Below are 12,722 nucleotides of genomic sequence, written 5' to 3'. Positions count from 1 at the left end.
CGGAGGTCGGGTCGGGCAGGTCGTGTGTCCGGGTGGTGGGAGGGGATGCACCTTTGCAGGTTCCCCTTTGGGGAACCTGCGGTCGGGCCTTCGGCCTGAAATCGGTGCATCTCGACGGTGGTCGAGGTATGACGTCGGAAGCGACCTTTGAGTGCGGGTCGTGCGCTTGTCGGTGACGCCGCTGGGCGCGTCGGGTCAGTCCGTCGGTGGAGTTGCCCGAGCGGTCGTTGACTACCTCGAGGGCGAACCGGCGAAGCGTGGAGTTCCGCTCCTCAGTTCGCCGACGGGCTCGGTCGGCTCGTACTACGCCGACTCGATCGAAGGTCCAGGCAAATGGCTCGGTGCGGGCGCTGCGTTCCGGTCGCTGAACGGGGTGGTCGAACGAGATGCCTTTCAGCGCGTTCTGGAAGGTCGGCACCCGACGACGGGCGAGCGTCTCGTCACGGCGCGGGGTTCGTCTCAACGTTCTCACCTCGCAGTCGGAACGGCAGCACAGCTCGACGTGAACGGTCAGGCGATGTACACGCGAGCGGACGCGGCGAAGCTGCTCGGCTTGTTGCGGAAGGACGTCGATGAGCTGGTGCGATCGGGTCTCGATGGCCAAGGCGACCATGACGATCTCGGCTGGATCGGCTCGACGACGGATCGTGCCGGGCTGATGTTGATCCACGATCGTGAGATCACCCGTCACCTCGACGTGGCTGCGATACCGGTCGATCCGGGATCGGTTCGGCGAAGTGGTCCAGGCGACGAAGAGCTCTCCGCTGTCGAGTGCGCTCGCTTGTCGCGCGTGAGTGCTCGGTACATCCGTCGAATCAGTACGGATGCACCCGCCGGCGACTCGAATCGTGCAGCGGTGCGGTGTCGAATCGACGACACCGGGCATTACTGGATTCGACGAGACGATCTGGCGGACTTCGCTGAACGTCGCAAGCCAGCCATCGCCCGTGTCGGCTTCGACCTCACTCTCACGGCGGAGAAGTCGATCGGCGTGCTCACGATGCTGTCGACCGGCGACCGCCAGCAACGCCTTGTCAAGGCGCTCGAGCATGCCAACGGCACCGCCATCGACCACCTTGATCGCAGAGCGTCGCGTGCGCGACGGCGGGGTCAGCAAGTCGGATCAGAGGGACTGACCGTTGCCAGCTATCTCCACGGAACAAGCCGCTCACTCGACCCACACCCACACCACCACAACATCGTGGCGAACGCAGTCGTCGACGAGGTGGGAGAAGTCCGCACGCTCGACGCACGTGGCCTCTATCGCAACGCACCCGCAGCGGCAGCGCTCGCTACCGCCGCATTCCGCTGGGAGACGAGAGACCTCGGGCTCGGCTGGTGGCGCAGAGACGACGGGATCTGGGAGGTGGCCGGCATCAGTAGCGACGCCATCCGCGAGTTTTCCAGCCGTCACAGCGACATCGACGAGGTCCGCAAGGCGCTGCAAGATCGTCTCGGACGCGACATCACACCCGAGGAACGAAATCAGGTAGCCCTCATCACCCGATCAGCAAAGCAGGCGGTCGACCCGAACGACCTGCGGAAAGACTGGCTGACCAGGGCTGATCGTGTGGGCCTCGACATCGAGTCGTGCTTCGATCGGGCCGATCGTGCGATCGCACACGAGGCGCTACCCGACGACCTCCGAGGCCGACTGTTCGCCGATCTGGTCGATCCCGCTGGCACGGCGAGCGTGAATCGGGCCGACCCCATCCGATGGTGCACGGCCGCAACCGAGAACGACGCATCCTCAACACGCTCGCTCAACAACTGCGTATCGACGACAGCTCCGTCGACCCCGTCCATCACGTCAAGTTGGCCGATGGCCGACGATTGTGTGTCGGCGACGAGGTCGTTGCCCGCCACGGCGACCGCCAGATCCACTCAGCTGACAACCGATCCGGATGGATGAGGAACGGAACGACCGGCGTGATCACATCAGTCCGTGCGAACGGATCATCACCCGACCTCGACGAGATCCACGTCGACACCGGCGACGGAACAATCGTCTGCACGCGGTCCACATTCGACCGTCCGAACGGCGGCATTGACCTCGCGTACGCCGTCACCTCGTACGCCGTCCAAGGAGCAACGAACGACGTGTCAACCTCGGCAATCAACGCGTCAACGAGCCGAAGCAAGTTGTACGTCGACATCACCCGCGGTCGCCACAACAACCAGCTCTACGCCACCCGAACAGTCAACGACCAAGTCGTAGACCTCGACGAACACCTCCCACGAATCGAGACCACCCTCAACTCGGCGCTACGGAATCGACTCGCCCGGTCACACACCCGCACCGCGCTCGGCGCAGACCCGACCGCTGCGGACACAGCGCGACAGAGCACGGCGCGCACACTGGCCGGACTCGTCGCAGCCCAATGCCGTGGTGACAGCGGCAGGGCGCTGGCACGGGCAGTGGTGAATGCTGAGGCAGCGGTCCGTCGGATCGCCGAGTACGAACCGCCACCACGGATCGACGAGGTCCTGCCGAGCCGTCCGTCCTGCCCGCACCTGGCGACCCGATGGCACACGACCAGCGCAGACGTTGCCGTGTTCCTCGCCATCGAGAACCCGAGGGTCGCGCACGATCAGGCCGGTCTACCAGGGGTGATCGGGTCTCGCCGCAGCGCGACGGATCCTGCCCGATGGGACCGGGTCGCCGAGTCGATTCGCGCCACCGCTACCGACCTCGTGTGCAGACAACTCGTAGACCACGAGCCCGTATCAGCCGTTGCAACGATCGTGCGCCATCGTCCCGAATGGCTCACCGACCACCTCCACAGCCTGGCCGACGGGGGCGCGCTCGCCCGGTGCGATATCGGCCGTCTCAGCACGCTCATCGCCGACGTCCACGCCTGGCGGGTCGAGCACGACCTGATCGACAACACCGAACCCAACGACCCACTGGGACCGACACCGACCGATCCATTGGACCGGGCGCGGCACGCTCAACTCGCCCGACGACTCGTCACAATGCGCCAGCGTGACACGAGTCGAGGCATCGCATGACCACCCGAACCGTCAACGAGGTCGCCGCACACGTCGCCGACAGCATCCGACAGTGCGAGTTCGGGCTCGTCGCCGTAGAAGGCGAACTCCACGGATGGCGAAGGTTCCGATCCGGCACCGGCCTCGCCGAACTCGTCCAACCCGACGCCAAAGCTGGCGCCCGGCTCAAGGTCGTTGCATCACGCCACGCGGCGAAGTCGGTCGCCGACCAACTCGACGCGCTCGACCGAGCCGAGCGAAGAGCGCCGACGGTCACCGTGCACGGACACGTCGTGTTCGATCCACGATGGGGCCTGCAGATCAAGCTGCTTCGACTCACGATCGGGCGACAGGCAGCCTTACCCGGAGTCGACGTCGAGAGACCCTGCCCGAACGTTGCGATCCCGTGGCCATCTTCGATCGCAACGATCGGACTCGTTGCGCCCTCGGGCGGCGACGATGCTGTTGCCGATGTCGAGGCAGTCCTCGCTGGAGCCGGCATGGAGATGATCGAACACCGGGTCGCGGTCACCGGGCAGCGTGCATCGATCTTGATTGCGCAGGCACTCGATCGGCTTGCCATCGACCCCAGAGTCGACGTGACGCTCCTTGTTCGAGGTGGCGGTCCGATCAGCGACTTCTCCGTCTATGACGAACCGCTGATTGGAATGCGATCGACCGACATCGCCACCCAGTGGTCACCGGCCTCGGCCACGCAACGAACAGCACCCTCGCCGACCTGGCCGCGCACACGGCTTGCATCACCCCGACCGCAGCAGCGCAACGTGTTGTCCACAGTTCGCGCTGACTGCTCGCTCAACTCAAATGAGTGCCTCGGCTACAACGGCTCGCCGCAACTTCTGCAGGTGCCTTCTCCATCCTCGTAGATCGCACCGCAGCAGTATTTCGACCCCGAGTAGTCGGAGTAGCACTCCTCGCACTGCCCCTCCTCCATCTCACTCTCATCGACTGCACAGCCACAACAGTCGCAGGTCAGCGCCGTCTTGGTTTCCTCAGCGTTGTCGTCATCAGTGGCGGCAGACCCACTGAACAGTCGACTGAGAAAGCTCATAGCTCTCCCTCAAGGTCACGCTGGGCCGGGGTTCCCTCGTCACACTGTGGATAGTCCGAAACCGACCTCAGGAATTGTCTAGAGGGGACGTAGGGGTTGTCTGGGTCGCCCAGAACCTCGATGAGAATCGCGTCGCCGTCGCACTCCAGAACCCGGTATTGATCGCCGACTCGGTCCCTCAGTCCATCGCCGTCGCCGTCAGAGGTGACCTGGAAGAGTTGACCCCTCGTCTTGCAGGGCTCACTTCTCTTCTTGACCTCCTGGGCGACCTTCTTCGCACCGGCCTCGGCAGGACGGAGAGCGAGGTACCCGCCGACGAAGGTGATCAGAGCAAGCACCTTGGGTCCACCAACCTTCTTGGCGACCTTCACCATCGATTGGTACGCGCCCAGGTTGCTCATCCTCGTGGTCCTACCCGCAGGTCCGTCTTCGATAAGTCTAGTTACCCCGCCAAGAGGCGATGACGCCACTTCACAGGGGTTGCGCTCACCTTGGAGCCAGGTTGCCTGAGGTTCGGACGTGCGTCGCGCATCCGAGTAGCCGAACCCGGCGAAAGCACCTATGCGCCCGCCGCTATTGTTTTGCGTATCCGAACAGACCGCCGACGACGCCGCTGACGAGAGCTGTCGCCAGCGTGGCCATCCAGTCGGGTACAGACTTGTCGTCCAGCACGAGAATAAGTGCCAATGCAGCCGTCACTAGGAAGACGAGTCCAACGAGGATGAAGCCACCGAAGTAGACAGCCTTCCGATCCGACGAATCCTGAGGGAACCGTCCAGTCGCTTCCTTGTAGAGCGACAAGGCAAGTGCATCTTTCTCGGCCTGCGAGCCAGCCTCGGCAACTGCATCCTTTACTGCTGCTTTCGCCACCTCATCCGGACTTGCCGAACTCGCGATCGCCGCCTCGGTCAATGTCGTCATGTCATGCTCCAATCTGGGGAACCAGAGATAGTCCCGTCCGACGAACAGTCTCGCGTATCGCAGCAGCCAAGATTTCAATAGACTCGGCCGTCGAAGTGCCATCGGCTTCACACCGGGCACAATCGTCTATTCGCTCGTCGTACCGAGTAGTGAAGTCATGCCGAGGCGTCTCGACCGTCAGGCAGCGATTCCTGATCCCGGCATGATGCTCGCCCTCCTGCGAGCTATGACGGAACCCTGGTTACTCGATCGAAGCTCCTAGTAGCACTTTCGACGTTTGCATAGGTGTGGCGTTTGTGGCGGCCAGAAGTCGGTGGCAGGCCGTCGTTTCGCCAACCGGGTCGCCTGGTCCAGACTCAGATGTGTTTCAGCGGCCGAGGCCGCTCTGCGAATCAGGGTCTGGGCCTTGGCCCCGGCCGCCGTCGTTCGCGAGATCTGCGTCGAGTTGAGCGAGTTCTCGGTCCAGGCGCTTCAATCGTCGTCGTGCGGGAATGTGTCGCCGAGCCGTCGTTGGGCGGCTTCGACCTGACCGCGCAGGTGATCGGAGTCGACCAGCGTGGCGGAGAGTTCCTCGGGAGCTCGGGCGACGAGTCGTTCGAGTCGTTGCGCCAGGCGAACCGGGTCGAGCCCTCGCAACTCCTCCCGCTCGATGGAGAAACGGAGTTGCGTTCCGGGGAGCGCAAGTCGCTTGACTGACTCCGCTCAACCATTCGATCTGTGGCGCCGACCTCGAATGTTGACTCCGTGACGGGCTGCTTGAACAGAGCACAGCAAGGAAACCCGGGCAGCGGCCTCGTCGTTGTCATGAGGAGCGAGTGGGGTGTGCGAGACACACCGCTTACAGCGACCGGGTCGCTGGCCCCGCAGGCGAGCCAACGTGTCCGAACATGGACCAACTTCCGTCCGAGTCCTTGGCAAACACGTTGACGGTCTGAATGCGTCCGGTCGGTCCCACGTCAATCAGGTTCTCCTCGCAGAATACCCAAGCCACACCGCCTTCGATGTGTACGGTCGGCTGAGGAACAATGAAATTCAGTCGTTCCTGGTTGGAGAACAATGCGTGCCAGGCTCTCACAATGTTCCTCCAGCCGATCAGAGTCGGCCAGCCGGGATGGGTGCAGAATGATCGCTCCGACCGCTCCCAGACAAGCGCCATTGCATCCAAGTCTCGCTCCTCGAAAGCGTGATAGAAGGAGTCGTTAGCAGCTTCAACCGCAGCAGTTTCCTCGCTCTTGCTTGACATTCGAGGATAGTACGCCAGACCGTACGAAACATCATTGTTGTAGTTTCGGTCGCGGCTGAGCGATAGGCCACTGTTCTGCGAAACAGTGTGCTACTGCTTGCAATTCCTGTTCGCTGGGTCTAGTCTATGCCTCATGGCAGAAAAACCGTCGACGCGTGGATCGGAGTCCGAATATGGGCTCTCCACATTCCGACGAGCGCACGCCGCACCTCCCCAGGCAATCTGAGGATTCGCTGTGGTGCGTGTGTGTAACTTCTGCTCCAGATTGGCATTCGACGTGCCGATGGCCTTTTGTGTCGCACGCTAACAGACTCGACGGCTTCAGTCCGGCGAGTGGTTCGTCTGGCGCGCCACAGCTCAGCGTGGAGAACGCAGGTGGTGGGCCGAAGGCCCATGTCCGAGGACTCTCTACGTCTACTCTAGGAGTCTCCAATGTCTAAGCAAGCTGTCCGAATCGATTCCAAGCAGCCGGTACGAGGTCGACGACGGGTGATCTCGTCGGAGTCGATGGCGGTGCTGGACTACGGCACAGCCATTCAGGAGAAGATTCTGGATGAGATGCACGAGTGGCTTTTGGACCTCCCTGTCGATTCAGCGGTTCGTCGTGAGGTCCGACGCGGAATCTCGATCGCGACGGGCAAGATGATCGACGGATTCATAGCGCCTTGCGGTAGCTCCGAGCAATAGCGTCGAGATGAGCTACAGTCCGCCTGATGCGGACGGAAGTTAGCAATCTGGGTGTCCTGCCGATCGAGGCGTTCGATGCTGGTTTGGACAGCCACCACGCTGCGCTTGCGAGCGAGTCGAGCGGGCTGCTCGCCGGAGTGGCTCAACGCCTCGATGAATCGTTGTCGACTCCCGGAGACATTTCCGCCGAGTTGAGTTCAGCCGCTGAGGCGCTTCGTACAACCATCAGAGATGTAGCAGCGCCGACTCGTATCGCCGCCGAGCTGAGGCAAGTGTTGGACCCGATAGCGCTGGGAATCGACGATCCCGAAGCATTCAACGCTTTGGTGGGTGTGTTCGAACGGTACGACGTCTATTTCGGTACGAAGCGTTTGATGGATCCAGATGCGCAATCGATGTTGGTGCAGACTCTTGAGACGGCCTCAGTAGTTTTGGCGGATATCGCCTGTTGCATGATGGAGAGTAATGAGATTCGAAGCGTAGTCGACGGTTTTGCAGCCGTCACTGAATCGCTTTGCGACCGCGTGTCAGCGGATTCACCGGTCGCTCAGTCCGTCCAACCGAGTGCGGCTGCACCAGAAAGCGACCTGAAGTCGACCGTGCTGCGCCGTTGGCGTCTCGGCCACCACGCCTTCAACCTGTTCACAACCTTTGCCACCAGGGAGCTTCGTCTCGCGTATGCGTCGGAAGACGAAGAACAAGCGATTCGACATCTGCACCTTGCGACGCGCTGCCTACGAGCAACGACGTCGGCGATGTGGTACGCGGAAGCCAGCCCCAGAAACGTGTACGCCAATTGGATTCGTCCATCCATGGTGGAAGCGAGCGGAAAGGACTCGGGTTTCAGCGGCACAGACAACCTCGAGTTTCGATGGTTTCGCTTCGCCGAGGATGCCTTGATGAGTAGTTTGACTGCCAGGTTCGATGGTGTCGAGGTCTGGTCTAATGGGCTCTACGCAGCCGTATGGGGGTTCGTTGAGACTCGCCACTTGGATCTGGAACACCACGCACTGTTGGCTGAGAAAGTCGTCGGGCAGGAGCCGTCACTGCTAGCGATTCGTCGGCAGGAGCAGAGCACCCGCAACAGCAGTACGGTTGTCTCGGCGGTGCAAGCACTTCGAATGCTCACGAAGCGCGTGATTGACGTGAAGGCTGAACTTCAGTAGAACGATACGCTCGGGCCCGGGCCGATCAGGTCCGGATCGTTGCGAGTGGGAGAAGTAGTGTGGAACGACTAGAAGTGCCCGTGCCGGAAGAGAAGTCGCGACCCCGACAGGGTCCTGCTGGATTTTATCTCATTGAAATGGACGGTGAACCGAACTACGTTGTCGCAACTCGCGAGGACGGCAGCTACGTAGCGTTTCTTGAGAGGTGCCCTCATGCCAAGGCCCCGTTCAACCACACCGGATACGTCGAAGAAGGATTGTTTCGTTGTTCTTTGCATGACTTCTATTACTCGCTTGATACGGGGGAAGCCGTCGATTTCGATAAGAAAGAAGACCCCGGTTGCCTAAATTTGCTCAGAGTCGAGCGGGAAGGCGATCAGTTTGCCATCCTTTTTCCGTAGCGACGGAGGGTAGGCCCGTCACTACTAGAAGGAGAACGAGATGGTAGCAATGGAAGTAAGGGTCGAGAACGAAGTGTTCTCAATTGCACCTCAGTACGAGCGCGTCGTCCTGCACGCGGTCGGACGAGCGACTGACACGCTTTCATCGGACCTCGCTGATCGTTTCGACTCTGCGGTGCGCAATTCGGAAGCACGGTTCTCTACGGACGAGGATGTTGCTTCGTGGGCCGAGATTGCACCTTGGCGAGAAGCGATGCAAAATTGTGGCTGGAGCGCCTCGAAGTTCCGCAGCTCTATCGAGGCCCTGACTCGGCGAGCGGCCCGAGGGCAGTTGAGCCCTTTGGGTGTCTGCGCTGTTGACGCTGGAACGATCGCAACTCTCGAATCGGGGGTGCCAATCGGGGTGCACGTGCTGGACAATCTCGGCAGGGAGTCGCTGGTGTTGGGTCCTGCGTTCGGCAACGAGCGGTTTGAGAACTTTGATGGTTCGACGGAGGCGCCAGATCCCGGCGAGATCGTCTACCGGGCCGGTCGGGTTTGCCTTACGCGCCGTTGGGTCTGGCGTCAGGGGAGAGTGGGCTCGGTCGTCGAGAGTTCGAAAACGTTCGCCATCAACATCGATCTGATCGATGCTGCCTCGGTTGATGTCGACGCAATCGTGGCAAACACAACAGGTCTGTTTCAGGCGTGTGGCCTGAATGTTGTTGCGACGGTACGTCTGTCGTCGGAATCCCCTCGGGGCCACTTGCAGGTGCCGCCGAGTGACCTGGATGTCCTCCACGACTGACGGGTCATAGGCTGGCGAAGGCTTGTGGTGCTGCACGAAGCCGGGATCGCAGCGAGGCGGCGAGGCGGCCCGGACCCTCAGCGGTGAAGGGACAAGGTCCTTGCATTCGTCGGCTTACGAAGGAGCGATCGCAGAACGTGAGCGCTCCCGAAGTGAGCCCCGGCTTCTGATTCAGGTGTTGTGCGACTCGATTGCCGCCGGAGGGGGCGAGAGAGGACCATGAACACTCATGACCAAGAACAAGTGCCGGCGTCACACGCCAGAGTAGATCATCCGCAAGCTGGCCGAGGGCAACAAGTTGTTGTCGTCGGGCCAGGAACTCGACGAGGTGTGCCGGCATCTCGAGATCGCCGAGTCGACGTGGCACCGGTGGCTCGCCCAGTACGGCGGCATGAAGGCCAACGACGCGAAACGGTTGAAGGAGGTAGACGGTGAGAACTCTTGCGCCTGAAGAAGCTGGTTGCGAACCAGGCGCTCGACATCGACATGTTGCGTGAGGTCGCGAAGGGGGAATTCTGACGCCGAACCGCAAACGCCGCGCAGTGACAAAGCTGCGCGAACGGTTCGGGGTGTCAGAACGACAGGCCTGTCTAACAATCGGCCAACCGAGATCGACTCAGCGGCTCCCTGCACGCGTCGTTCCCGACGACGAGAAGCTCCTGGTCGAGTTCCCCTCGTTCTCCAAACAGCGCCCCAGGTGGGGTTGGCGGCGCGCAGCGCAGCGGGCGCGGCGTGACGGCTGGGACGTGAACGACAAACGCGTCAAGCGCTTGTGGCGCCTGCACGGACTGCGGGTTCCGGCCGAGAAACGCAAGTGGCGGCTGTCCGGGATCGGCACCCACGTCGGCGCGATGTCGCCGATCCGACCGAACGTGTTGTGGGCCCTCAATTTCCAGTTCGACACCACCGTCGATGGCCGCACTCTGAAGATGTTGAACGTGATCGACGAGTTCACCCGCGAATGTCTGCGATCGACGTGCACCGCACGATCGACGCCGACGGCGTCGTCGACGTCTTGGACCGCCTCGCCCACGTGCACAGTCCGCCGGTGTAACTGCGCTTCGACAACGGCGGCGAGTTCATCGCCCAAGCCGTCGCGGAATGGTGCCGATTCAACGTGGTGAACACGATCTTCATCGATCCAGGGTCGCCTTGGCAGAACGCGTGGATCGAGTCGTTCAACGGCCGGTTCCGCGATGAGCTACTTAACGCATCTGGTTCGCCGTCCTCGTCGGTTGTTGACGAGCGACTTCGCGTTGTCGAGGGCGAGTTGGAGCGACGGGCTGCCAGCCGCGTGAGTGGCATTGAGCCGATCAATCGCGTCGGGGGCGTCGAGGTTGTACACCGCGTACAGGTATGACTCTCGAGACGCGATCAGCCCGGCGGCGACTGCTTGGTCGGTCGGTTCGGCAGCCTCGGTTGTCGTCGTTGCGGGAGGCTCGGTGGTTGTCGTGTCGGTCGTGGTGCTCGTCGTTGTGGTCGACGAGGTCGTGGTCGTCTCGGGACTATCGGTCGTCGCGGTTGACGACGAAGCGGGCGGGCCACTGCTCGGTGTTGCGACCGTGGTGTCACCCCTGGAATCCGATCCCGAACGGCGCAGCGTCCACGGCTCCCCGATGCCGTCCCGTGCGGACGTCACGGCGATCGATCGACGTCGGCGTGTTCGCCAAACTCGAAATCGGAACCCCGTCGCAGGTGTTCGCAATAGTGGCCTTGAAGGCGCTTGGTTCTCGTGATCGATCTACTCCCAGGTCTGTGTGAACTCACCACACCAATGCTCTGCCCGCGTCGTCGGTGAGGTGCCGCTCCAGCCGCTACTACCCCCTCCGGAAGTTACGGTCGGCGGGTAACGGCAGCACGTTCCACTTTCGGTAGGCACGTCTTCGTTTCGACCGAGCATCTTGCGGGCCCAGTAGATGCAGTTGCCGCATACGATTCCAGGGTGTCGCTCCACGATTTGATCATGGCACGGCGGATCGGCTGAGCTGGCGCCCTGACTTCGGGCGATGGCGCGGCGGAGTCCGTGCGAAAAGACCGGGATGGTGCCCCGACCAGTGCGACAGGAAACTCTTGCGCGACGGGAGGTAGCCATTAGTTCGCGCCACGTAGCGGATAGCTCGCCCCGAATCCACTGCATCCCATGCTGGGCGCGCTTTGGTTGGCGGAATGGGGGGATCTGACACTTGCGTTCCTTCGGCCTGTCCCGTTGTCGACCGTTTCCCGCCTTTACATCGACATGACCATCACAGCAAGTCCCGCCGCACCACTCCTCGACGTGAATCAGGTCGCCGAGCGACTGTGTGTCAATCCACGCTTCGTTCGTCGACTGATCGACGAACGCCGCATCCCGTTTTGCAAGCTTGGCAAGTTCATACGGTTCGACCCGGGTGACATCGACTTATGGGTAGCCGAGCATCGAGTCGAAGCGGTTACACGCTGACGGCACCGATTGGGACTCGCAACCGAGGTCCGGTGATGGCTGGTGTTGTTGCCAGTGCCTCGAAGCAACACACCGACTTCTAGGCAGAATCGCCGTCAGGCGAGTTCGAGGTGGGCAGCGAGCTGCGCAGCGAGCAGGATCAATTCGTCCTCTTCGGTGTCGGCGATCCAGCCGGCTGGCGTCCGGTCATCCAGCTCGGGCTGAGGACTTGCCGCCCACGAAGCGATCAATCACGGCGGCGCCTCGCCGAGTGCCTGACGGAAGGTCATGGCGATCCGCAACGTGATCGGCCGGACCGAAGGCGGACTGGCGTCGGGATCGAACTGCCAGACGGGGTACCGGCTTCCATCAGGTCCGGACAGCGCAAGAACGCTCCCGGTTCGATTCTCGGCGTGGAGTTGCTCAGCAGTGAGTCCGAGCAGATCGATGACCCCCTGCGAGTCCCACGTCTCGCCGACCCGGTTGAGCCAGACGTCAGCAGATCGCTCCGGAGTTGTGGTGAACAGAGCGTCGTAGACGGGACCCGAGAAGTCGCTTCGTCGTCCGTCATGCCGATCGTGGACGACCGTCCGAGAGTTCGTTCTCGACGGCGCGTCTGATCCACGCTGACACTGACCGCTCGTCGGCATCGGCGGCGTCGCGCACCATTGCCAACGTCTCTGGGGCGAAGCGCACTGGGACCGTTCGGTGAGCTTCGATCGCCGTCGCCTCGGCGTTCCCTCCACCGTCTGGTTCTTTGGGTCGGCGTAAAAGTCGTACTCCTCTTGCGGCGTCATCTTCTTGTTCATCGGTCCTCCCAGTATCGGTCGGCGAGTTGTTTGGCGGCGACGTAGCAGCCGATCGGTCGGCACTTGCTTGGGTCGCCTTGGTTGGACGGGGCGAGGGGAACCATGAGCACTCGGCAGGCGATGTCGGCGACCATCAGCCAGTGGGCCGGCGGCTTGGTTGGGTAGAAGAGCGGGTCGGAGGTCCAGATCTCGTAGATGTCGTCAACGCCGAGCGCGTCGTGTTTGA

10 protein-coding genes and 1 pseudogene are annotated in these 12,722 nt (G+C 62.0%); 8 read left to right on the top strand and 3 right to left on the bottom strand.

What is annotated here, in order from left to right; genetic code table 11:
• Positions 1–160 precede the first annotated feature (160 nt).
• From mobF to ABJK40_RS05355, 3 genes are all read left to right on the top strand, one after another.
• Positions 161–1,912, top strand: a complete 1,752-nt coding sequence (mobF, locus tag ABJK40_RS05365) for a MobF family relaxase (protein WP_348482737.1) — start codon at positions 161–163, stop codon at positions 1,910–1,912.
• A gap of 17 nt (positions 1,913–1,929) precedes the next feature.
• Positions 1,930–3,012: a hypothetical protein gene (locus tag ABJK40_RS05360; protein ID WP_348482736.1), complete on the top strand. Its 1,083-nt coding sequence runs from the start codon at positions 1,930–1,932 to the stop codon at positions 3,010–3,012.
• A 673-nt stretch (positions 3,013–3,685) separates the two neighbouring features.
• On the top strand, positions 3,686–3,799 hold the full coding sequence (locus ABJK40_RS05355) for a hypothetical protein (RefSeq protein ID WP_348482735.1): 114 nt from the start codon (positions 3,686–3,688) through the stop codon (positions 3,797–3,799).
• A 260-nt stretch (positions 3,800–4,059) separates the two neighbouring features.
• Here the strand turns inward: ABJK40_RS05355 and ABJK40_RS05350 are convergent, their stop codons facing one another.
• Entirely contained in the window at positions 4,060–4,464 is a 405-nt protein-coding gene (locus ABJK40_RS05350) for a hypothetical protein (RefSeq protein WP_348482734.1), read from the bottom strand.
• 172 nt (positions 4,465–4,636) lie between these two features.
• Positions 4,637–4,984 (bottom strand): hypothetical protein, encoded by a 348-nt coding sequence (locus ABJK40_RS05345; RefSeq protein WP_348482733.1) that lies wholly within the window; start codon positions 4,982–4,984, stop codon positions 4,637–4,639.
• Positions 4,985–5,467: 483 nt separating this feature from the next.
• Between ABJK40_RS05345 and ABJK40_RS05340 the strand changes: the two genes are divergently transcribed.
• Complete coding sequence (locus ABJK40_RS05340) at positions 5,468–5,680, top strand: hypothetical protein (protein WP_348482732.1); 213 nt, start codon at positions 5,468–5,470, stop codon at positions 5,678–5,680.
• A gap of 142 nt (positions 5,681–5,822) precedes the next feature.
• Here ABJK40_RS05340 and ABJK40_RS05335 read toward each other — a convergent pair whose 3' ends face one another.
• Positions 5,823–6,227 (bottom strand): nuclear transport factor 2 family protein, encoded by a 405-nt coding sequence (locus ABJK40_RS05335; protein WP_348482731.1) that lies wholly within the window; start codon positions 6,225–6,227, stop codon positions 5,823–5,825.
• A gap of 713 nt (positions 6,228–6,940) precedes the next feature.
• Between ABJK40_RS05335 and ABJK40_RS05330 the strand changes: the two genes are divergently transcribed.
• The 4 genes and pseudogenes from ABJK40_RS05330 to ABJK40_RS05315 all read left to right on the top strand — a co-directional run bounded on the left by ABJK40_RS05330 (position 6,941) and on the right by ABJK40_RS05315 (position 11,708).
• Positions 6,941–8,080, top strand: a complete 1,140-nt coding sequence (locus ABJK40_RS05330; RefSeq protein WP_348482730.1) for a hypothetical protein — start codon at positions 6,941–6,943, stop codon at positions 8,078–8,080.
• Between the two features lie 441 nt (positions 8,081–8,521).
• Positions 8,522–9,268, top strand: coding sequence for a phenylalanine--tRNA ligase beta subunit-related protein (locus ABJK40_RS05325; protein WP_348482728.1), 747 nt, complete (start codon positions 8,522–8,524; stop codon positions 9,266–9,268).
• Between the two features lie 268 nt (positions 9,269–9,536).
• Positions 9,537–10,628: pseudogene (locus ABJK40_RS05320) on the top strand (IS3 family transposase).
• Between the two features lie 780 nt (positions 10,629–11,408).
• A complete protein-coding gene (locus ABJK40_RS05315) occupies positions 11,409–11,708 on the top strand; it encodes a helix-turn-helix domain-containing protein (RefSeq protein ID WP_348482727.1) in 300 nt (99 codons plus the stop codon).
• Positions 11,709–12,722 lie beyond the last annotated feature (1,014 nt).

The organism is Ilumatobacter sp. (genome assembly GCF_039969435.1).
Lineage (GTDB): Bacteria > Actinomycetota > Acidimicrobiia > Acidimicrobiales > Ilumatobacteraceae > Ilumatobacter_A.
Note: the sequence above shows the minus strand (reverse complement) of the source record. Positions and strands in the feature narration are given on the sequence as shown.